This window comes from Acidobacteriota bacterium (assembly GCA_016196035.1).
In the GTDB taxonomy this organism is placed as follows: Bacteria; Acidobacteriota; Blastocatellia; order RBC074; family RBC074; genus JACPYM01.
On the sequence record JACPYM010000020.1, the window covers coordinates 33886 to 55820 of the forward strand.

17 protein-coding genes are annotated in these 21935 nt (G+C 57.8%); 9 read left to right on the forward strand and 8 right to left on the reverse strand.

Annotation, left to right across the window (positions count from 1 at the left end; translation table 11 throughout):
* Positions 1-31 precede the first annotated feature (31 nt).
* From HY011_06365 to HY011_06375, 3 genes are all read left to right on the forward strand, one after another.
* Positions 32-3337: a hypothetical protein gene (locus HY011_06365; GenBank protein MBI3422545.1), complete on the forward strand. Its 3306-nt coding sequence runs from the start codon at positions 32-34 to the stop codon at positions 3335-3337.
* Positions 3338-3600: 263 nt separating this feature from the next.
* Positions 3601-4797 carry a DUF3500 domain-containing protein gene (locus tag HY011_06370; protein MBI3422546.1) on the forward strand — a complete coding sequence of 399 codons (1197 nt, stop codon included), beginning with the start codon at positions 3601-3603 and terminating at the stop codon, positions 4795-4797.
* A gap of 214 nt (positions 4798-5011) precedes the next feature.
* Positions 5012-7042, forward strand: a complete 2031-nt coding sequence (locus HY011_06375; GenBank protein MBI3422547.1) for a S9 family peptidase — start codon at positions 5012-5014, stop codon at positions 7040-7042.
* Positions 7043-7110: 68 nt separating this feature from the next.
* Here the strand turns inward: HY011_06375 and HY011_06380 are convergent, their stop codons facing one another.
* The 8 genes from HY011_06380 to HY011_06415 form a co-directional block, all read right to left on the reverse strand.
* Positions 7111-7281, reverse strand: coding sequence for a hypothetical protein (locus HY011_06380; protein ID MBI3422548.1), 171 nt, complete (start codon positions 7279-7281; stop codon positions 7111-7113).
* A 234-nt stretch (positions 7282-7515) separates the two neighbouring features.
* Entirely contained in the window at positions 7516-8730 is a 1215-nt protein-coding gene (locus tag HY011_06385) for a PQQ-binding-like beta-propeller repeat protein (GenBank protein MBI3422549.1), read from the reverse strand.
* Positions 8718-9860, reverse strand: a complete 1143-nt coding sequence (locus HY011_06390; protein ID MBI3422550.1) for an iron-containing alcohol dehydrogenase — start codon at positions 9858-9860, stop codon at positions 8718-8720. The genes HY011_06385 and HY011_06390 overlap by 13 nt, the downstream gene beginning before the upstream one ends.
* 65 nt (positions 9861-9925) lie before the next feature.
* Positions 9926-10984 (reverse strand): Glu/Leu/Phe/Val dehydrogenase, encoded by a 1059-nt coding sequence (locus HY011_06395; GenBank protein MBI3422551.1) that lies wholly within the window; start codon positions 10982-10984, stop codon positions 9926-9928.
* 13 nt (positions 10985-10997) lie between these two features.
* Entirely contained in the window at positions 10998-12506 is a 1509-nt protein-coding gene (locus HY011_06400; protein ID MBI3422552.1) for a PQQ-binding-like beta-propeller repeat protein, read from the reverse strand.
* Between the two features lie 53 nt (positions 12507-12559).
* The gene (locus HY011_06405) at positions 12560-12892 is read right to left on the reverse strand and encodes a type II toxin-antitoxin system PemK/MazF family toxin (protein ID MBI3422553.1); all 333 of its coding nucleotides are present in this window, start codon (positions 12890-12892) and stop codon (positions 12560-12562) included.
* Positions 12873-13070, reverse strand: a complete 198-nt coding sequence (locus HY011_06410) for an antitoxin family protein (GenBank protein MBI3422554.1) — start codon at positions 13068-13070, stop codon at positions 12873-12875. The genes HY011_06405 and HY011_06410 overlap by 20 nt, the downstream gene beginning before the upstream one ends.
* Before the next feature lie 25 nt (positions 13071-13095).
* A complete protein-coding gene (locus HY011_06415) occupies positions 13096-15387 on the reverse strand; it encodes a PQQ-like beta-propeller repeat protein (protein MBI3422555.1) in 2292 nt (763 codons plus the stop codon).
* Positions 15388-15657: 270 nt separating this feature from the next.
* On the opposite strand from HY011_06415, the gene HY011_06420 reads away from it, so the two are divergent.
* The 6 genes from HY011_06420 to HY011_06445 all read left to right on the forward strand — a co-directional run bounded on the left by HY011_06420 (position 15658) and on the right by HY011_06445 (position 21883).
* Entirely contained in the window at positions 15658-16461 is an 804-nt protein-coding gene (locus tag HY011_06420; GenBank protein MBI3422556.1) for an ankyrin repeat domain-containing protein, read from the forward strand.
* 212 nt (positions 16462-16673) lie between these two features.
* Positions 16674-17999, forward strand: a complete 1326-nt coding sequence (locus HY011_06425; GenBank protein ID MBI3422557.1) for a PQQ-binding-like beta-propeller repeat protein — start codon at positions 16674-16676, stop codon at positions 17997-17999.
* A gap of 50 nt (positions 18000-18049) precedes the next feature.
* Entirely contained in the window at positions 18050-19417 is a 1368-nt protein-coding gene (locus HY011_06430) for a PQQ-like beta-propeller repeat protein (GenBank protein ID MBI3422558.1), read from the forward strand.
* 6 nt (positions 19418-19423) lie between these two features.
* Positions 19424-19897, forward strand: a complete 474-nt coding sequence (locus tag HY011_06435) for a Uma2 family endonuclease (GenBank protein ID MBI3422559.1) — start codon at positions 19424-19426, stop codon at positions 19895-19897.
* Positions 19898-20017: 120 nt separating this feature from the next.
* Positions 20018-21367: a PQQ-binding-like beta-propeller repeat protein gene (locus HY011_06440; GenBank protein MBI3422560.1), complete on the forward strand. Its 1350-nt coding sequence runs from the start codon at positions 20018-20020 to the stop codon at positions 21365-21367.
* Positions 21368-21388: 21 nt separating this feature from the next.
* A complete protein-coding gene (locus tag HY011_06445; GenBank protein MBI3422561.1) occupies positions 21389-21883 on the forward strand; it encodes a hypothetical protein in 495 nt (164 codons plus the stop codon).
* The last annotated feature ends 52 nt before the right edge of the window (positions 21884-21935 follow it).

The window sequence follows — 21935 nt, forward strand, 5'->3', positions numbered from 1 at the left end:
TTGACGGCAGTCACGTACCCGGAGGCTCAAAATGAAACGCTTGCTGTTGGCAGTCCTTTCCTTTGCACTCTTCGCAACCATCGCGCCGCTTGTCGCGCAACAACAAACCGCCCAAGCGCCCGAAGCCGCCGCGCTCGCCAACCTGAAATGGCGCAGCATCGGCCCGGCCAATATGGGTGGGCGCGTCACCGACATCGTCGGCGTGCCCGGCGATCCGTTTACCTATTACGTCGCGGGTGCCAACGGCGGCATTCACAAGACGACGAATGGCGGCACGACGTTTAAGCCGATTTTTGAAAACCAGGAAGTCTATTCCATCGGCACCATCACGATTGCGCCGTCCGACAACAACGTCCTTTGGGCCGGCAGCGGCGAAGGCGATCCGCGCAACAGCGCCAGCTTCGGCAACGGCGTTTATCGTTCGACCGACGCGGGCGAATCGTGGAAGTATCTGGGTCTGGCCGACACCGAAAAAATCAAACGCATCAAGGTGCATCCGAGCGACCCTGACACGGCCTGGGTCTGCGCGCTGGGCCACGAATGGGGGCCGAATGCCGAACGCGGCGTGTTCAAAACCACCGACGCCGGCAAGTCGTGGCGCAAGGTTTTGTACCTGGACGACACGACCAGTTGTTCTGACCTCGACATTGATTCGCAAAACTCGCGCATCCTTTACGCCGGGATGTGGACGAACCGGCGCAAGGCCTGGACGTTTGAATCGGGCGGCGGCAGGACGGCGCTCTATCAATCCAAAGACGGCGGTGAGACGTGGAAGAAGCTCACGCAAGGCTTGCCCAAAACCGATATGGATCGCATCGGCGTGGCCGTCGCCGCTAGCAATCCGAACATCGTGTACATCGTTACCGAGACCAAGACCGAAGGCGTGCTCTTCCGTTCCGAAGATCGCGGCGAATCGTGGCGCGCGGTCAATTTCGATCCGAACATCAACTTCCGGCCTTTCTACTACAGCGACCTTCGCGTTGATCCGAACAACCCGGACGCGCTGGTCAGTCTGAGCGGCAGCTTGAGTTTGTCGCGCGATGGCGGGCGCACCTTTGCGCGCATAGCCAACAACGTGCACGGCGATCATCAGGCGTTTTGGTGGGATCCGAAAAATTCCAATCGCATGCTCAGCGGCAGTGATGGCGGCTGGCAGGTCTCGAACGATTACGCGCGCACCTTTGAGATCATCAACAACGTCGTGTTGTCGCAGTACTACCACATCACCTACGACATGCAGCAGCCGTATTACAGCGTCTACGGTGGCTTGCAGGACAACGGCAACTGGGTCGGCCCCATCGGCACCGGCTTCCGCGAAGGCATACGCAAGAGCGACTGGGCCACGGTCAGCGGCGGCGATGGCTTCTTCGTACAGCCCGAACTGGACGAGCCGAACTTTGTTTATTCCGATTCGCAAGGCGGTTCGTTGTCGGTGATTGATACCAAGACGGGCGTCTCGCGCACGATCAACCCGTACCCCCGCAACGTCGGTTCGACGGGCGGCGCGATTGCCGATTACAAATACCGCTTCAACTGGAACCCGCCCATCGTCGCCTCGCCGCACAATCCGAAGGCGATCTATTTCGGCGGCAACGTGATTTTCAAGACGACCAATCGCGGCCAGTCGTGGGAAGTCATCAGCCCTGACCTCTCGACCAACGACAAGAGCAAACAGCAAAGCAGCGGCGGCCCCGTCGGCGTGGACAACACGGCGGCGGAATTCCATTGCACCATCCTGACCATTTGCGAATCGCCCGTAAAACCGGGCGTCATCTGGGCCGGCACCGACGACGGCAACGTGCAAGTCACACAGGACGGCGGCAAGACGTGGAAGAACGTGATCGCCAACATCAAGGGACTGCCCGCGAATACTTGGATTCCGGCGATTGAGGCTTCGCATTACGACGCGGGCACAGCCTACGTCGCTGTTGATCGGCATCGTGATGACGACCTGTCGCCGTATGCGTTTATGACGACCGATTTCGGCGCGACCTGGAAGCCGATCAAAGGCAACCTGCCCGCCAAAGGCTGGGTGCACGTCGTGCGCGAAGACCCGAAGGTGAGGAACCTGCTTTATGCCGGAACTGAACTGGGCGTGTTTGCCTCGTGGGATGGCGGCGCGCGCTGGGTTTCGCTGCGCAACAACCTGCCGCCGGTCGCGGTCAACGACATCGCGATTCATCCGCGCGACAACGACCTGATCGTCGGTACGCACGGACGCGGCGCGTGGGTGATGGACAACATCGCGCCGTTGCAGCAACTCGCCGCCGCAATGGCGAGCGATGCTTTGGCCTTCGACATTCGCCCCGCGATGCGGATGCAGTTGTGGGGCAAGGATGCTTCGCTCGGCAGCAAAGAATTCGCCGCGCAAAACCCGCCGCAGGGCGCGCTGATTGACTATTACCTGAAGGCCGATCAGCAAGGCCCGATCACCATCACCATTGCCGACAGCAAAGGCCAGACGATTCGCACCATTCGCAGCATGGCGAATAAAGCGGGTGTCAATCGCGCCATCTGGGATTTGCGGCACGAAGGCCCACCGCCGGGCGCAGGCGGCTTTGGCGGCGGCGGGGGCTTTGGCGGTGGCGGAGCAGGCGGCCCTGGTGGGCGTGGCGCAGGCGGCTTTGGTGGTGGCGGTCAACGTGGTGGCGGGCCGGGCGGCGCTGCACCCGGCGGCCCGGCTGGCGGTGAGGTAGCGGCTGAATTGGCCGAACTGGCAGGCCGCTTCGGCTTTGGCGGTGGCCCGCCCGCGTTGCCCGGCGATTACACCGTGACCATCAACGTGGCGGGCAAGAAGCTGACCAAGACCGTCAAAGTCCAACTCGACCCGCGCGTCAAAGTCAGCGACGCCGACCTGGCCGAACAACTCGCGCTCGGCAAGGAGGCCGGCGATCTCTCGAACAAAGTCAACCGCGTCGTCCAGCGCGTCGAAGACCTGACCAACCAGTTGAATGCGCTGGCCGAGAAGATGCGTGGCGGTGGGCCGGGCATGCTGGCCGGCGGTGAAAATGCCGGCAACGGTTCATCCGTCAACGCTGCCGACCTCAAAACCGCGCAGGATGATTTGAAGAAGCTGCACACCAAGCTGGTGCGCGCCTGCAATATGGGCTACCGCTGCCAGGGCATGTTGCGCGAAGAGGCGCAGTCGCTGGCGGGCGGCATCAATAACGCCATCGGCGCGCCGACCGTAGGGCAAAAGACCGTCTTGCGCGAATTGCAAAGCGAGACCGCGGCGGCCATCGCCGAACTCAATCGCATCAGCGAGGCTTCGCTCAAGAAGCTCAACGAACAACTGGCGGCGCAACCACACATCACAACTGGCGCGCCGATCAAGTAAGGTTTGTCCCTGGGTACGCAACGCTTCCAGCGTGCGGGCTTGGCATTAGACGGGCAGATGCCGAAGGAAAACCCTCCGGCATCATTCGGTTTGAAGCCAAGACCGCACGCTGGAAGCGCTGCGTACCCAGGGACGTGCCGCTTCTAGTACTCCATCAAGCTGAAAATGAGGGATGTAGGGCGGGATTAAATCCCGCCCTACATCCCGGATGCTCTCTCAGCATCCATCACTTACAGCTTGATGGATTACTAGCAAGAACCATCATGAAAAACTTCATCACCTTTGTCTGCTGCAATCTGTTGTTGCTCTCGCTCGTTTGGTTTCACGCGGCCCAGAGCCAAGCGCCGAATCGCAACCAGCAATTCGAGCAACAACTCAAAACCTTTCTGGCTGAACCGTTCAAAGGCCTCACCACCGACGGCAAGATTCAGCCGGGCCTGTTCAAAGGGCGTTCCACCGGCGTCTCGACGCAACCGGTGCGCAAGGCGGCGGAAGCCTTGCTGACTGGCCTGAACGACGAGCAACGCAAACGCACGCTCTTTGCCGTCAACGATGACGAATGGCGCAAGTGGGACAACCGCCACTTCCCGCCGCGTCAGGGCGTGAGCTTCAAAGAGATGACCGAGGCGCAACGGCAACTCGCCTTCGGTTTGTTCAAAGCCAGCCTGAGCGCAAAGGGTCTGAAGAAAACGCAGGACACGATGAAGCTGAACGGCACGCTGGCCGAGTTGATGAACGATTACAACCAATACGGCGAGTGGCTCTATTTCATCACGATCATGGGCACGCCTTCGGACAAACAACCGTGGGGCTGGCAGCTCGATGGGCATCACTGCATCATCAACTACTTTGTGCTGGGCGATCAGGTCGTGATGACGCCGAACTTCATGGGTTCGGAACCGGTGCGCGCCGAGGGCGGCAAATTCAAAGGCACGGTCATTTTGCAAGACGAGCAGGACAAGGGCTTCAAGTTTTTTGCCGCGCTGAGCAAAGAACAGCAAGCCAAGGCCGTCATCAACGGCGAAAAGAAAACCAACAACAATTTGACCGAGGCTTACAAAGACAATGTCGTGATGGATTATGCGGGCATCCCGGCGGCGCAATTGAACGCCGCGCAAAAGACGTTGCTGCTTGACCTGATCGCTGAATACGTCGGCAACCTGGATGACGGCCACGCCAAGGTGAAACTCACAGAAGTGCGGCAGCATCTGGATAAAACCTATTTTGCCTGGATTGGCGGCAGCGATCCGCAGGGCGTGTTTTACTACCGCATTCAAAGCCCGGTCATCCTGATCGAATTCGATCATCAACGGCCCGTCGCGCTGGCCCGCACGCCGGAGCCGGTGCGCTATCACATTCACACCGTCGTGCGCACGCCGAACGGCAACGATTACGGCAAGGATCTGCTGCGCCAGCATTACGAGCGCTTCCCGCACAACGCAACGGAGACACAACGTTGACTCGAAACGTCCGAGTTTGGAGCAATGACAGAAATGCGTGCACCGGCGCGCAGGTGTTCAGAGTTCCGCCTTTAGGCGGTCGCGGCGCGTAGCGCCGAAAACGCGCCTGCGGCGCGCCACCGCCTAAAGGCGGAACTCTGAACACCTGCTGCCACGGCGCGTAGTTAACGGGTAAGCTATTGGAAGCGGCTTGAACGCTGCACAAGGAGCATCAATGACCAGATCACGTTTCGTCAGTTCCATCCTGCTGGCGCTGTTGTTCGTCGCGCCGGCCCTGTCGCAAAACAAACCACGGCTGCTCGACAAAGAGACCTTCATGGACATGGAGTCGGTCGGCAGCCCGAACATCGCGCCCGATGGCAAGACGATTCTGTTCACCCGCACCTGGGTGGACAAAGTCAAAGACCAGTCGCGCAGCAACCTCTGGATCACCGATACCGACGGCACGCGCGTGCGCGAATTGACCAGCGGCGCGCGCAACGACAGCGCGCCCGAATGGTCGCCCGACGGCAAGCGCATCGCGTTTCTGTCTGACCGCGACGGCACCAATCAGTTGCACGTGCTCTGGCTGGACACGCGCGAGATCGCGCAGTTGACGCATCTGGAACAAGCGCCGTCGAATACAAAATGGTCGCCCGATGGCAAATGGCTGGCCTTCACCGCCTTCGTGCCCGACACCGATCCGATCTTGAACATACGGCTGCCCGAACGTCCGCGCGGGGCCGAATGGGCGCGGCCCGCCGTGCTGGTTGATCGTTTGTCGTGGGCGGCGGATGGGCGCGGGCCGACGCCGAAAGGCAACATACACGTGTTTGTGATTGATGCGGCGCTGGGCGGCACGCCGCGTCAGATCACCAGCGGCAAGTTCAGTCACAACGGTTTTGACTGGTCGCCCGACGGCAAGACGATTTATGTCAGCGGCATTCGCAAACCTGACGCCGAATATACGCGCAACGACAGCGAAATTTACGCGGTGGATGTGGGGACGCTCGACATCAAGCCGCTGACCGATCGCAAGGGGCCGGACAGCAACCCCAACGTTTCGCCCGACGGCAAGCTGGTCGCGTATATCGGCTACGACGAAAAGAATTACACCAACCACGTGTCGAGCCTGTATCTGATGAACAACGACGGCACGAACAAACGAATGATTGCGGGCAACCTGGACAGTACGCCGCAAAACATCGGCTGGTGGGCAGCCAGCAATGGGCTGTATTTCACTGTCGAATCAAAAGGCAAGACCGATATTTGCTGGCTCAGTCTGGCAGACGGCGCCGTCAAGAAAGTCTCGACTGGCACGCACCTCGCGGGCTTTTCGGTCGCCAACAACGGCCAGATCGCCGCCATCAGCAGCACGCTCAAAGAACCCAACACGCTCGTTACGTTCAAATCCGATGACGTGACGAAGCTGAACAAACTGGTGGACGTGAACAAGGACGTGCTCGCGGGCGTCAAGCTGGGCGAGCCGGAAGAGTTGTGGTTCACGTCGAAAGACGGCTTGAAAGTACAGGGCTGGCTCATCAAACCGGCGAATTACGAAGCGGGCAAGAAATATCCGCTGGTGCTCTGGATTCACGGCGGCCCCTGGTCAATGTATTCGACCGCGTGGAGCTGGTCGTTTCAGAACTTCGCCGCGCAAGGTTACGCCGTGCTGTTCACCAACCCGCGCGGTTCGACCGGCTACGGGCAGGACTTCGTCAACGGCATTCAATACAGCTATCCGGGCAAAGACTACGACGACCTGATGGCGGGCGTGGATGCGGCGTTGGCGAAAGGCTTCATTGACGAGCGCAACCTGTTCGTTTGCGGCGGCAGCGGCGGCGGCGTGTTGACGGCGTGGATTGTCGGCCACACGGAGCGTTTTGCGGCGGCGGTTTCGATGCGGCCCGTGATTGATTGGCATTCGTTCGTCGGCACGACTGACGGCGCGAGTTGGTACTATCAATTCGACAAGTATCCGTGGGAAGACCCAATGCAATATGCCGTGCGTTCGCCGCTGCATTACGTGGCGAACGTCAAGACGCCCACGATGGTCATGACGGGTGAAGCCGACTTGCGCACGCCGATGGGTCAGAGCGAAGAGTTTTACCGCGCGTTGAAGATGCTCAAAAAAGAAACGTTGCTGGTACGTATGCCGGAGGAATTTCACGGCTGGCGGCGGCCTTCGCATCAGATCGCGCAACAGTTGTATCTGATGGCGTGGTTTGAAAAGCATATGCGCAAGGAACAGGCGGCAGGGCGTTGATTGCAAGGATGGCCGAAAGTACGAGTGGCTGTTGCCGCAGCCACTCGTACACCTTTCTTTTTGCCTTCCTATCCTCTGGCCGACGTCCCTGCAATCCCACCCAAAATTGCCTGAAAGCCTTCCAGGTCAGCTTCCAGATTTTCGATGACCGCTTCGGCCAGTTCGCCCGGGTTGGGCAGGTTGTCCAGATCGGCCAGCGATTGATCCTTGATCCACGAAATGTCCAAGCTGGTTTTCAATTGCGGTTAGGCAATCTTGGCAATGGGCCGACACTCCGCACGCGTATGTTGCTCAGGATGCGCGCGGATTTCGTCAATGGCGCGGATGACCGATGGTTCAAGATAGGTCATTCCGCACCACGCACCTGGCGCGCACCGCTTGGCGCATCTGGTTGAGAATCTGCTGATACATGGCGCGGAGTCTGGCCTCGAACGCAAGGGCGGAAAAAAGTCGAGCCAGTTATGCGGCAGGCTTTAGCCAAAGCAATACAGCTTCCCATCCTGCGCGCCAATTACCACACGCCCGCCCGCAATCGCCGGGGAAGCCGAGACGGCTGCGCCCGCGTTGAACTCCCAGACCTTCGCGCCGGTGTTCAAATCCAGCACGTAAAAGCGCCCGTCGTTGGAGCCGATGTAAACGCGGCCACCGGCTATGGCAGGCGAAGACTCGACGCGGGCGTTGGTGCGGAACGACCAGAGTTCTTTGCCGTTGGCGGCGTTGAGGCAGTGGACGACTTTGTCGCGTCCGCCGAGGATCACTTTGCCGTCAATGACCGCCGTCGAAGAGTAAAAGGGGAACTGGCGTTGCGGGTGCATGTAGCGCCAGACGCGGCGGCGCGTTTTGAGGTTGATGCTCAGGACTTCGTTGGCGAAGTTGCCGAAGAAGGCTTGCAGCCCGGCGGGCGTGTTGAGAATCGTGACCGAGGCGCCGGTGTTGCCGATGCCCGCGAGGTGCGTCACTTCTTTGCCGTCGCTGATGCGGATGCCGTGGAAGATTTCGTCGCAGCCGCCAAAGTAGGCGATGCCGTCCACGATACAGGGTGTGCCGTGGACATAGTTCTCGGTCTTGAACTGCCAGATGGTCTTGCCGGAGCGCGCTTCAAAACAATAGAGCGAACCGTCGTAAGAGCCGATCAAAACTTTGTCGCCAACAATGACCGGTGAGCATTTGATTTCGCCACCGCTTTTGTACGTCCACAGGCCCTGGCCGTTCGTGGCGTTGACGGCGTGAAAGGTGCCTTCCAGATCGCCTACGAAGACGAGGCCATTGGCGACGGCGGGGGAGGATTCGCCGACGGCTTCTTTGGTTTTGTATTTCCACTTCGGCTTGCCCGACCAGAGGTCTACGGCAATGAGTTCGCCAGCGTTACTGTTCGACCCGGTGCCGACGTAAACGGTGGCATCGGCGATGGCGGCGGACGATTCGATGATCTCGCCCGCGTTGAGCGACCACATCTGTTTCAGATTTGCATTGATGGTCGAAGGCGAGACGCCGGTTAGGTTGTAGTTGCCGCGAAATTGGGGCCAGGCGTCAGACGATTGCGGATTGCGGATTGCGGATTGCAGATTAGCGGGATTGAGCAAGCTGTAAGTTGCCGCAGTCATTGCGCTGGCGAGCCAGGTTCTGCGGCTTACGGAAATCCGCAATCCGCAATCCGCAATCCGCAATCCGTTATTCAGTATGCCCATTCGTAAAGCTCCTTTGCTCCTGCCGCGCTAAACGTGCGCGGATTAAATGTGCCCGTCCATTGTTTGGACGCGGCTGTGGCTAATGTTGGTAAATCAGCGTGGGGAATTTCAAGTGCGGTGAGGCTGCTCGGCAAGCCGCCCACATGCGCCAGTTGCGCGAGCCGTTCGGCTAATTGTTCGGCGAATGTGAGGCCAATGACTTGCGCGAGTTCGGCGTAACGTTCACCGACGGTGCCCGTGTTCCAGCGGACGACGTGCGGCAGCATGACGGCGATGGCGATGCCGTGCGCGGTGCCGTAATGCATGGTCAGCGGATTGGCGCAGGCGTGCGTCGCGCCGAGCATCGAATTTTCAATCGCGATGCCCGCGTAATGTGCGCCCAGCAGCATTGCGCCGCGCGCTTCGATGTTTTGCGGTTCAACCAACACGCGTTCGTAGTTGGTGGCGAGCAAGCGCCAGGCTTCTTTGGCGAAGAGGTCAGAGAGCGGATTGCGGTTGAGTGTGACAAAACTCTCGACCGCGTGCGCGATGGCGTCGTAGCCAGCCGTGGCCGTGAGTTCCGTGGGTTGTGTCAATGTCAAGCGCGGGTCAAGGATGGTGATTTTGAAGGCGGCTTGCGCGTCGCCACAGGCCATTTTGACGTGCGTTTCGGCGTCCGAAATTAGCGCGTAAGTTTGCGCCTCGCTGCCCGTGCCGGCGGTAGTTGGAACCCCGATCATCGGCAGCATGAGGTTGCCAGCGGGGTTGCCGGAGACTTTGTCGTGACCCCAGTAATCACGCATCGTGCCGCCGTTGGTCAGCACGAAGTTGATGCCTTTGGCGGTATCGAGCGAACTGCCGCCGCCAAGGGCGATGATGGAATCAACGCCGTGTTCAGCGGCGACAACTCTTCCGGCTTCAACCATTGCGGTATCGGGGTTCTCGCCAAAGTCGTGAAAACGGAAGGCCGTGACGCCCGCTTGGTTGAGCAGTTGGGTGGCTTCGTCAACGTAACCGCAAGACAGAATGCCGCGATCTGCGACGAGCAGCGCGCGTTTGAATTCGAGTTCGCGCGCCAGCATGCCGAGTTGGGCGAAGGTGCCGTCGCCGAAGATGACACGGGTGCGCGGTTGAAAATCGAAAGTCTGCATAAGGATTTGAACAGCGCTTGATGTGGAGTGCCGCGCCGAGCCACAGCACACTATAGCGTGCCGTCTTAACCAGCCAACTTTTCTGCGACCAGACGCCGCGCCGCCGCTTCGGTCGTGATGTCTTCAGCCGCGGCCAAAGCGTAAATGCGCGCAAGCGTTTGGCCGATGTGGCGCACTTCGCTGTCGGCGCGCTCAGCAGGCCAGCCCAACGCTTCGAGGCCGGTGATGGCGATGGCGCCGCCGCTGTTGATGGCAAAGTCGGGCGCATACAGAATGCCGCGCGCGTGCAAACGTTCAGCATCGGCGGCGGTTGCCAATTGGTTGTTGGCCGCGCCTGCGACGGCGCGGCATTGCAGGCGCGGGATCGTCTCTTCATTCAACACGCCGCCTAGCGCGCAGGGCGCAAAAATATCGCAGTCCGTCTCATAAACCTCTCCCTCAGTAAGGCAGCGCAGGCCTAGCCCGTGTTGAAAATAATCACGGGTGCCCGGTTCGGCCTCGCTAAACCAAACCTCGGCCTCGGCACTCGCCAGCAAGCCCAGTAAGGTGCCGCCGACGCTGCCCGTGCCTTGCACGATGATGCGGCGTCCAAAAAGCGAGGGAGTGCCGAAAAGCTGCTGGCAGGTGGCCTCCATCGCCGCGAAGACGCCCAGCGCAGTGGCCGGGCCGGAACTGCCCGCTCCGCCATTCAATTGCGAACAGGAATGCACGAAGGGCGCGCCATGTTCGGCGATGATGTCCATGTCTTCAGAAGTCGTGCCAACATCGGGGCCGGTGTAATACAACCCGCCGAGTTGTTGAATCAGCGCACCATAGCGGCGCAACAGATCGGCACGCGCGGTTGAGTCGAAATCCGGTGGTAACGCGATGACCGCTTTGCCGCCGCCGCGCGGGAACCCCGCGACCGCGAATTTATTGGTCATCCCGGCGGAAAGCTGCAACACATCGGTCAAGGCAGCTTGCCAATCAGAATAGTGCCGCATCCGCGTGCCGCCAGTGGCTGGACCCAGTTTAGTGGAATGGATGGCGATGAAAATCCAGGCACCAGTGGGCTGGTCGAAGCGGATGATCACCTCTTCGCCAGCCCACTCTTTGATCAAGGCTTGTGTGTCGTGTTGGTTCACGCTGAATGGAATACTAATTCGCCCCTTTGCTGGCCGTTGGCGTGGGCGTCGGTTTCGCCATCGTCGCCCCAGTTGCCAGCGAGAACAGTTGATTGCGATTCATGATGAATAGCGCGCCATTCGCCGGGACGGGCGAGGAATAGACCGAACTGCCCAGGTTCGTTTCGGTCAGCAGTTTCTTTTCCTTGCCGGCCTGCATCACGACGACGTCGCCGTCTTCGTCGCCGAGATAAACCTTGCCGTCAACGACCAACGGCGAACCCCAGATCGCGGCGAACATATCGTGCGTCCAATAGGCCTGGCCAGTCTTGGCATCCAGGCAATGCAGGAAGCCGCTGAAATCGGAGTAGTAAAGCAAGCCGTCGGCTATCGCGCCGGTCGAGACCGTGCGGCGAATTTTGTCGTATTGCCAGAGCAGTCCCGATTTGGTGATGTCACCGCGTTTGGTCGGATCAATGCAATAGAGGTGGCCGACGCCTTCGCCGTGTTCGGGGTCTTGGCCGTTGGCGATGTAAACCTTGTTGTCCCAGAGCACCGGCGTGGCGATGACTTCGTTGCGTGTCTTGGGCCAGACCGAATCTTTTGGATTGGTGTCGAATGACCAGAGCAACTTGCCATCGGCGACCGTGTAGCCGCGCACGCAACCGTCGCCTTCGCCGATCACGACCTGTTCGACATCGCCGAGCTTGCCGACCGCCGCCGATGACCATTGACCGTGCAAAATCTTGTCGAAGACGTTGTTGACTTCCCAGACCAGTTTGCCGGTTTTTTTGCTAATCGCGATCATCGAGGGCGCTTTGGGTGAAGGGATGTTGACGTGGCTTTCATCCTGGCCGTTCGAGGTGCTGATGATGATCAAGTCGCCCCAACTCACCGGCGACGAGTTGGACATGTTGTGCGGGTGCGCGCCGACTTCGTCAATCATGTCGAACTTCCAGAGGATGTCGGCGTCGAACTTGCCTTTGAATTTTTCGTCCTGCACCGCGCCGTCGTTCTTGTCGTCGCGGAAGCCTTTGGTGTCGAGGCACATCAATTCGCCGCGATTGGTGACGTAATACAGCTTGTCGCCTTCGATCAACGGCGAAGAGCAGACGCCCTGATACGGCCAATCGTTGACGCGCCCAGCGGTCAGTTTTTCATTGGTCTGCTGCCAGAGAAATTCGCCGGTCTTTTCGTCAAAGGCCATCAACACGCCGCGGTCGCCGCCCTGTTTGGGATCGCGCAGGCCTTCGTTGTTGGTGCCAATATAAACCTGGCCGCCCGCGACGACCGGGTTGCCGTAACTTTGCGAACCGAGCGCGGCGACCCATTTGATGTTGGTCTTCTTCTCGACATTCCAGGTTGTCGGCAGGCCTTTCATATTCGAGACCATGTTGCGGTCGGGCGTACCACCCCACATCGGCCAGTCACCGCTGCCGGGGTCAGAAGCCACAACCGCACCGGTACCGGTGTAAGAAAGAAAGACCCCAAGCAATGCGAAGGTGCTCAAGATCAACGAGGCTTTTAGCAAAATAGATTTCATCGTAACTCCTTGGTTGGGTGTTTCATTCCTTACCCAAAATAGCGCGACACAATTCAGTGTAACCCTAGCCAGTCACGCAGCGACTGTTCGAGGGTGCTGCGGTCATGGCTCGTGAGAGAGCCAATCGTTTTTACAATCAAACTCTTCTCAATGGTATAAATCCCTCGTTTAACTGCCGACGCCACATTCAAGCCTGCTCCTTGCCAATCGTGCAGGACAAATTCGGTGGGCAGTAAGCCGGTAATACGGCTGGTTAATGGAACTATCAATAAATCATGCGAAATGTGTGGTGCATTGACCACGACAGCAGGCCGTACCTTGCTGCCTGTTAAATTGGAAAACGGGTAACGGACAAGCACGATCTCACTATGCGAGTAACTCGGCATAGACATCATCCTCTTGATTGTCCCAAACATTTTCCAGCGCAACCTGACTGGCATTCAGCCAAAAGGTAGATTCGTCCAACAACGGCGTTACTAGAACTTCCGTGCCTTCGGGAATTTCAATCTTTTCGAGCAATTGAATCTGCCCTCCTTTTATGACTGCCCGTATTGTGTTGAGCATCTCAACTCCTCTGGCTCATTAACGACTACTTGTTCGGTGTTACCTTGATGTTATCAAAATAGACTTCGTTCTGATTGTCGGTAAAAACGCCCGCGCTGCCTTTGCGGTTGCCGATGGGATCAGTCCATTCCAGCATCCAGTCGGCTGGCTCAGCCTCGCCGACCGCCCAGGCTTTGCCGCGCGCGCGCGTTTTGCCGCCGGGCAGGTTTTGCACTTCGAGTTTCAGCCGATACCAGGTGTTCGGCTTCATCGCGAAGGGTTTGCTGAACGAACGTTTCGGTTCGATCTGCCAGGAGCGCAGTTCCAGTTTTTGCACGTTGCCGAACAAGACCAGTTCATAACGCTGCGCGACGACGCCGATGTCGCCCATCTGGCGGCGTTTCTCGACGGCGCTGACATCGGCTTCGATGGTGTAATTGGATTCGGTCACCGCGCCGAAGAGCGAGCGCGTGCGTTTGAAAATGCCCAGGTTTTCTTTCTTGGCCAGAATCTTGTTGCCATCCACTTCGCGCACGACATATTTGCCGCCCGTGTTGAGCCAGGTGCCGGGCGCTTGATCCACGGCGATGCCGGAGAAATCTTCGGCGGTCGGCAGGGGCGAAATCACGCGGATGCGCGAGACGCCGGTGACGCCTGCGACGGTCGCTTTGAGTTGTCCGGCTTGAATCACTTCGTTGGCGGCGGCGGTGAATTGCAGGCCCGTGGCATTGCCTTTCAATCCGGCGAGCGACCAGGTCGGGTTGGTTTCTTCGCGGATGAAGCGGCCTTTGTCATCAAACAAGCGGACACGGAATTTGTTGGTGGCGCCGGGTTGCAGCACCAAATCCGCCGGAATGACTTGCACGTGGGCGACGGTGGCGGTGGCAGGCGCGTTCTCGGCTTTTTCAGGCGCGGGCGGCAAGGCAGCGGCTTTGGTCTTGCCGATGCAATAGACGTGCTTGGTCGAGACCAGGTAAACGCGCCCGCGTGAAATCGCTACGCCGCCGATGATCTGTTCATTTGAAGCGATGGCTTCGTCACCGGCTTCAGTGGTGAGTTCCACTTTGGTGATGGGTTCGAGTTCGACCTTGCTCAAAATCGTCGCGCCGGTCGGGCCGGGTTTGACGATGTAAAACGCGCCGTTTTCGGTGCCGACATAAATTTTGCCATCCGCAAACACGGGCGAGGCCTTTTGAATCGTGCCCAGGTTTTGTTCCCACAGCTTTTTGCCGTCGGTCAGGTTGAAGGCGAACAGGTTCGCGCCCGCGTCCACGTCATACAGGATGTTGCCATCAATGACGGGCGAGCCGGGGCCAAGCTGGAAATTGGTGATGGCGTATTTGATCTTGTCCGCATTCAGCAGCTTGCCCGCCGCGTCTTTGCCGATTAGCCCTTTGGCCGAAAGATCAAGCGCGGCCAGATGACCCATCTCGCTGACTTCCAGATTCTCTTCCTGATGGCTGACATAGGCGATGCCGTCTTTCACGACAGCACCCGGATTGACGCCGCGTTTGCTCATCGGATAGCGCCACACGGGTTCGCCCGTGGCGACTTTCATCGCACAAACCGAACCGTCGCCGCCGCCCGCGATCAAGATGCACGTGCCATCCGGCGCGGTCGCCACAACGGGCGTTGAATAGGTTGTGTCATACGGACGTTCGCCGGGTGTGCTGATCCAGACCGTTTCGCCCGTGCGCTTGTCAAAGGCGTAATAGCGGTGCCGCCGCGCTTGAATGTCGCCGAAACCATCCGTCACGGTGCTGACGATGACCAGATCGCCTTCGACAATGGGCGACACGGTGCGTCCGCCGTGCGTCGTCCACGAACCGAATTCGTCGGTGAACGAGCGATCCCAGAGCAATTTGCCGTCGAAGGAAAGCGCCACCAGATCATTGCACGCGCCGAACGCATAAACATTGCCGGTGGTCGGATCGCCGACGGGCGATGACCAGGCCACACGGCGCGGCGGCACGTCGGTCGAATACACGTCGAATTTGTATTCCCAGACGACCTTGCCCGTGTCGGCATCCAGCGCCATCACGCGCTCCTGCAAGGTCTCGCCTTCGCCCGCGCTGTTAAAAACGAAGACGCGATTGTTCATCACAATCGGTGCTGAACGGCCTCCGTAAGGCACTTTCCATAAGAGGTTCTCGCCCTGCGTTGACCATTTTTCAGGGAGTTTCTTTTCCAGCCCAATGCCATCGCGGGTCGGGCCGCGCCAATCGGCCCAATCGCTGCCTGATTTGGCGCGCGCGGGCGATTGCGCAAAGCTTGTCGCAACGAGAAAAAGCGTGAGTGCCAGCGTCAGCCAGGTGATGTGCTTGAACGAAGTTTTCATAAGCGGATACCGTGAAGGTTCTTTGGAATTTGTGTTACTTGAAATTACTAAGACCGAATTTGCGTGATGTCGGTTGCGCGGAATTTAAGTCTTCTTGACCCGATTGCACCGAAACTATAATGTCCCGCCGTACACAGTTCAAGACGGACTTTCCCGAAACCTGCTGGAGGATTTCAGCGTTCAGGCAAACGTCCCCCATCACAGCATCAAATCAATCCGGCGATGGAAACAAAATCACAAGATTGGAAGCTCACTTTAGGAGGCCACGCTATGCGACGCTCGCGCTATCTTTTTCTGCTCTTCGCCCTGCTCTTTGCCGGCACCGCCTGGGCGCAGAGCCTCAATGAAGACTTACTGGCCGCCGCCCGCAAAAGCGATGCCGCCGCCGTCAAGGCGTTGCTGGCCAAGGGCGCCGATGTGAATGCCAAATCGCCTTATGGCGCAACGCCGCTGTTTTTTGCCTGTGATCGTGGCAGCGCCGAGGTCGTCAAAATCCTGCTCGAGGCGGGCGCGGATGTGAACATCAAAGACACCTTTTATAAATCCACGCCGCTGACTTGGGCCATCCAGCACGATCATGCCGAAGTGGTCAAACTGTTGGTGGCGAAAACACCGTCGAGCAAAGAATCCGCCACCGCGCAGGCCGTGGCGCAAGGACAGCCCAAAACGGTCAATGCCTTATTGGCGCTGGGCGGATTCAAACCCGAATCGCTGTCGCTGTGGCTGACGATGGCCGAGAAAAACGACGCCAAAGAAGTCGCCGAGGCGCTCAAAGCCGCGGGCGCAAAACCGCAGCCCAAGACGGAATTCAAAGTCGAACCGGCGCAGTTGAAGCGTTACGAAGGCACCTATAAAAACGAGCAGGTCGAACTGAGTTTTCGCGTCAAAGACGGCAAATTGATCGGCACCTCGAACGGGTTCGATTTTGCGATGCTCCCCCAGGCCGCGCATACCTTTGAGCCGGAAGGCCAACCTTCCACCGTGGTCTTCAAACTCGAAGGCGAAAAAGTCGTCGCCCTGACCATCAAAGGCGCGGGCGGCGAATTGACGATCAAAAAAGTGGAGGCGAAATGAAGCCTAAAGCGTTTTCGGTTTGGCTGTACGGCAGGCTGCCAGCCTGCTGTACCTTGGGCGAAGGGCGCAGTCAATTTGGCTCCATCAGTGGCCGAGCCGCAGCAGGCTGGCAGCCTGCTGTACTTTACGAGCGTGGGCTTAATGCTCAACACGTAACGCAAAAACGCTGTAAATTAATTGCGCCTGTTATTCTGGTTATTCTGAACGCTACTTTGTTGTTACCAGCGTTCGCCCAAAATTGGCCGGGCTTTCGCGGCGCCAATGCCGCTGGCAATGGCGACGGCCAAAATGCGCCGGTCAGTTGGGACGTGACCAAAAACACCAACGTCGTTTGGAAAACGCCGATTCCCGGACTTGCCCACGCCAGCCCGATTGTCTGGGGCGATAAGCTATTCGTCGCCACCTCTGTCAGCAGCGCGCCGCAAGGCAAGTTTCGCATCGGGCTTTACGGCGATGTGGATTCGGACAAAGACCTTTCCAAACACGCCTGGAAAGTTTATTGCCTGGACAAGAAGACCGGCAAAATCCTCTGGGAACGCACCGCCAGCGAAGGCGTGCCCAAGGTCAAACGCCACATCAAATCCACGCATGCCTCGCCCTCGCCGGTGACGGATGGCAAATATGTCGTGGCTTTCTTTGGTTCCGAAGGGCTGTTCTGTTACGACTACAAAGGCAAGCTGGTTTGGAAGCAAGACCTGGGCATCTTGGATTCGGGTTGGTTTTTTGACCCCGATTATCAATGGGGCATGGCGAGTTCGCCGATCATTTATCAGGGCAAAGTGATTGTGCAATGCGACCAGCAAAAAGGCTCGTTCATCGCCGCCTTTGACGTGAAGACCGGCAAGGAAGTCTGGCGCACCAAACGCGATGAAATCCCTTCGTGGGGTTCGCCGACGGTGTTTGAAAGCAAAGGCCGCGCAATGATCGTCACGAATGCGACCAAACGCATTCGCGGTTATGATCCGGCGACAGGCAAAGAGTTGTTTGAGCTTTCCGGCAATTCCGAAGTCACCGTCGGCACGCCCGTTGTCGGCCACGATCTGGTGTTTGTGACCGCCGGGTATCCACCCATCCAACCAATTTACGCCATCAGGCCGACCGCGACGGGCGACATCACGCTGGCTGAAGGCCAGGAAACCAATGATCACATCGCCTGGAGCAAGAAACGCGGCGGCACCTACATCCCCACGCCCATCGTTTATGGCGATTACCTATACACTTGCTCCAACAATGGCGTGCTGACTTGTTACAACGCTAAGACGGGCGAGCGGCTGTATCAGCAACGCATCGCTGCGCAATCGAATGCCTTTACCGCGTCGCCGATTGCTGCCGATGGCAAGCTGTATTTTGCCGGGGAAGACGGCGATGTATTTGTTGTCAAAGCCGGCCCGCAATACGAATTGCTGGCGACCAATCCGGTGGGCGAATCACTGCTGGCGACACCTGCAATTTCAGCAGGCATGATCTTTGTGCGTAGCGTCAGCAACCTATACGGCATTGCTGACGCCAGTGCGGCGAAACAAAAGGCCGCGAAATAATCCAGGCATATTCCGTTCGCACCAGTTCTTCATTCAGGAGCAACCGACCTATGACTCGACTGACGCTCAAATTCACCTTTGTACTTTGTCTCTGCCTGCTGGCACTCTCTGCCTCGCGCCTTACCAGCAGCAACGCGGCCACCACGTCCAACTGGCCGCAGTGGCGCGGCCCCGACAGCCAAGGCATCTCAACTGAGAAAAATCTGCCGACGGAATGGAGCGACACCAAGAACGTGCTCTGGAAAACGCCGATTCCCGGGCTGGGCTATTCGCAACCGATTATCTGGGAAAAGAAAGTCTTTTTGACCACCGCCATTGAAGGCGGCCCCGCCCCCGCCGAGCATAAAGCGCCCAAACACATGATCGGCGAACAGGAATACAAGCATCCGGATTGGTACGGCTCCGACAAGCTTCACACCTTCAAAGTGCTTTGCCTCGACCGCGACAGTGGCAAGGTCATCTGGGATAAGACTTCCTACGAAGGGCCGGTCTTCGATCATCGTCATCGGCGCAGTACGTATGCGGGCGCGACGCCGGTGACCGATGGCAAGCTCGTGGTTGCTTACTTTGGCCCCGAAGGCGTTTACTGTTACGACTTCAGCGGCAAATTGCTGTGGCAAAAAAATCTCGGCGGCATTGATACCTTTGGCTTTGGCACAGGCACCTCACCCATTCTGTATAACAATTTAGTGATCCTGGTTTGCGATCAGAGCTTGGCCGTGCCGAAAGGCTCGTTTATGGTCGCGCTTGACAAAACAACGGGCAAAGAAATCTGGCGCGTCGCCCGCCCAATTCAGGGCAGTTGGTTCACACCCGTGATCGTGACCGTCGCGGGCCGCACCGAAATGATCACCAGCGGCAACGAATTCCTGATTTCCTATGACCCGGCCACCGGCAAAGAACTCTGGCGCACAGGCGGTTTGAAAAGCCACGCCATCGCGACGCCGATTGTCGGCCACGGCTTGGCCATACTTTCATCAGGGTTTCCTTCCAAGGTGGTGACGGCGGTGAAACTCGGAGGATCGGGCAACCTGGATGGTACTGAAAAGATCGCTTGGCGTTACAGCAAAGGCACGGCCTATGTGCCGTCGCCGATTTTGTACGGCGATTATGTTTACCTGATGAGCGACGCGGGCATCTTGACATGCCTGAATGCCAAGACGGGCGAGGTCGTTTATGAAGGTGGCCGCGTGCCGATTGCGACCAAGTTTTATGGCGCTTCGCCGGTGGCGTTTGAAGACAAGCTTTTGCTGACCAGCGACGACGGCGACACCTTTGTGATCAAAGCCGGGCCGAAGCACGAAGTTTTGGGCACGAATTCATTGGGCGAGCCGTGCCGGACTTCGATTGCGATTGCGGATGGCAAGCTGTTTATTCGGGGCGAGAAGAATCTGTTTTGCATTGGTAAGAAAGGGTGATGAACCATGACATGGGACGAGATTATTAACAGCCCTTATCTGCAAGATTTGCCGTTCAAAATTGAGACCAATCGCTTTGGGCAAATCCTGATGAGTCCGGCATCGAACAAGCACGGTAGAATGCAATTCGATGTGGGTTATGGAATGCGTCGCAAGAGTAAAGGCGGCCAAGTGATCACCGAGTGTGCGATTGAGACGGCTGACGGTGTCAAGGTGGCGGATGTCGCTTGGCTGTCAGATGAGTTTTTTGCGGAATATGGTGAGGTCACTCCATACCCCAAAGCGCCGGAGATTTGTGTCGAGGTCGTTTCTCCCTCCAATTCCAAGCTGGAAATTAAGCAAAAGGTTGAGTTGTACCTTGCACGTGGGGCACAGGAAGTTTGGGTGGTGAGTAGCAATCATCAAGTTACTTATTATGGTCACACCGGCCAACTCAAAAAATCGCGCATCCTACCTGGCGTTAAGTTTTGGAAAAATTGAGCTACAGGCTTGAACGCAAGTCTGCATCTTGCTTTTGTCGTAACGTAGTTTTACGAACACCCTGCTGTATGCCTGACCGTGATTGAATCCTGCACAAGAACGACTCAGGAGAAACATAGAATGAAACATAAATTCGTTTGGTTGTCGGCGTTGCTGAGTTTATCCGCAGCGCTTTTTGTGTTACCCGCCTTGCACGCCGCGCCCAATAGTAACTGGTCGGCGTGGCGCGGCCCGGAAGGCAATGGCGTCTCGACCGAAACCAACCTGCCGGTCGAATGGAATACCTCCAAGAATATCAAATGGAAGACGGCGATTTCCGGTCAGGGGCATTCTTCGCCCATCGTCTGGGGCGACCGCGTTTTTCTGACTTCGGATGTCGAGGGCGAAGTATTGGCAGGCGCAGCCGCCGTCAAGCACAAGCTGGAAGGGCAGGATTTCATTCACCCCGACAGTCGTGGCGCCAATCGCAAACATGCTTTCAAAGTGATTTGCCTGGATCGCGCGTCCGGGAAAATTCTCTGGGAGCAAGTCGCCTACGAAGGCAGCGTTTATGACGACCGCCACAGCAAAGGCAGTTACGCCGCGCCCACGCCCGCGACCGATGGCACGCACGTTTACGCCTGGTTTGGCGGCGAAGGCGACGGCTTGTATTGCTATGACTTCAGCGGCAAGCAAGTCTGGAAGGCCGCGCTCGGCAAGATTGCTTCGATAGGCATGGGCCCGGGCGCTTCACCCGTCTTGGCGAGTAACGCAGTCATCCTGCAATGCGACGAAGACGAAGGGAAAAACTCCTTTATCGCCGCCATAGATAAAAAGACGGGCAAGCAACTCTGGCGCGTGCCCCGCCAAGTGCAGGCCAGTTGGTCAACCCCGCTGGTCATCAAAACGGCGCAACGTGCGGAAGTCATCACCAGCGGCAATGAATGGATCATTTCGTATGATCCGCAAACCGGCAAAGAGTTGTGGAAGGTGCCCGGTCACCAGAGCAACGCCATCGCTTCGCCGCTGATTGGTCATGGGTTGGTCTACGTCTATGCCGGTTACCCGGTCAAAAAGACGGTGGCGATTAAATTGGGTGGCGCGGGCCAATTAGATGACAAGAGCATCGCCTGGAGTTACGACAAAGGCACGGCCTATGTGCCGTCCTCGATTCTTTATGGCGATTATCTGTATCTGATGAGTGACCGCGGCATTATCACCTGCCTGGACGCCAAGTCGGGCAAGATCGTTTATGAAGGTGGGCGCGTGCCTGTTCCGGCCACGTTTACAGCTTCGCCGGTGGCCTTTGATAACAAGCTGTTACTCACCAGCGAGGATGGCGATACTTACGTCATCAAAGCTGGCGCGCAGCACGCGGTGTTAGCCACCAATTCGGTCGGCGAACCGGTTTATGCTTCGCCAGCGATTGCGGGCGGTAACATCTTCATTCGCGGCGAAAAATATCTTTATTGCATTGGCGCTGGCAAGTAACTTAAACAAAGGAGGTACACGATGAAACTAAATAACACACTTGGTAGCTTGCTTTGTTTGTTACTGGCCGGATTGGCGCTGGCGGACACCAAGCCGAATTTCAGCGGCAACTGGGTGCTCGATAAAGATCGCAGCAATGGCAAGCAGCCCGGTTTTGACCAAACGATTAGCGTCAAACACACGGGCGATCAACTGACACTGGAAACGAAACAGAAGACCGCCCGCGGCGAAGTCGCCTTCAACGAAAGCTACGCTTTCAATGGACAGGAAATGGATTTTGAACCCCAAGGTATGCCACCTGGCTCAAAAGGCAAGCGTAGCGCTACTTGGTTGCCCAATGGGCGGGGCATTCTAGTCAACGATACGGTTACCGGGGCAGATGGCAAGTTAGTGCGGAAGATGACCCGCAAATGGCAACTTTCCGCTGACGGCAACACGCTGACCATTGATTACTATATTGACGATCCGCAACGCGGTGAATATGAAATGAAGCGCATCTTCAATAAGACCCCTTAACAACCAACTAACCTGAAACACCGAAGACAGCGAGCGGTATTCACCGCTGTCT

Excerpts from the sequence above, each read along its gene's own strand:
- HY011_06365 (MBI3422545.1), top strand. The coding sequence starts at position 32 with ATGAAACGCTTGCTGTTGGCAGTCCTTTCCTTTGCACTCTTCGCAACC.
- HY011_06370 (MBI3422546.1), top strand. The coding sequence starts at position 3,601 with ATGAAAAACTTCATCACCTTTGTCTGCTGCAATCTGTTGTTGCTCTCG.
- HY011_06375 (MBI3422547.1), top strand. The coding sequence starts at position 5,012 with ATGACCAGATCACGTTTCGTCAGTTCCATCCTGCTGGCGCTGTTGTTC.
- HY011_06385 (MBI3422549.1), bottom strand. The coding sequence starts at position 8,730 with ATGGGCATACTGAATAACGGATTGCGGATTGCGGATTGCGGATTGCGG.
- HY011_06390 (MBI3422550.1), bottom strand. The coding sequence starts at position 9,860 with ATGCAGACTTTCGATTTTCAACCGCGCACCCGTGTCATCTTCGGCGAC.
- HY011_06400 (MBI3422552.1), bottom strand. The coding sequence starts at position 12,506 with ATGAAATCTATTTTGCTAAAAGCCTCGTTGATCTTGAGCACCTTCGCA.
- HY011_06405 (MBI3422553.1), bottom strand. The coding sequence starts at position 12,892 with ATGCCGAGTTACTCGCATAGTGAGATCGTGCTTGTCCGTTACCCGTTT.
- HY011_06410 (MBI3422554.1), bottom strand. The coding sequence starts at position 13,070 with ATGCTCAACACAATACGGGCAGTCATAAAAGGAGGGCAGATTCAATTG.
- HY011_06415 (MBI3422555.1), bottom strand. The coding sequence starts at position 15,387 with ATGAAAACTTCGTTCAAGCACATCACCTGGCTGACGCTGGCACTCACG.
- HY011_06420 (MBI3422556.1), top strand. The coding sequence starts at position 15,658 with ATGCGACGCTCGCGCTATCTTTTTCTGCTCTTCGCCCTGCTCTTTGCC.
- HY011_06430 (MBI3422558.1), top strand. The coding sequence starts at position 18,050 with ATGACTCGACTGACGCTCAAATTCACCTTTGTACTTTGTCTCTGCCTG.
- HY011_06435 (MBI3422559.1), top strand. The coding sequence starts at position 19,424 with ATGACATGGGACGAGATTATTAACAGCCCTTATCTGCAAGATTTGCCG.
- HY011_06440 (MBI3422560.1), top strand. The coding sequence starts at position 20,018 with ATGAAACATAAATTCGTTTGGTTGTCGGCGTTGCTGAGTTTATCCGCA.
- HY011_06445 (MBI3422561.1), top strand. The coding sequence starts at position 21,389 with ATGAAACTAAATAACACACTTGGTAGCTTGCTTTGTTTGTTACTGGCC.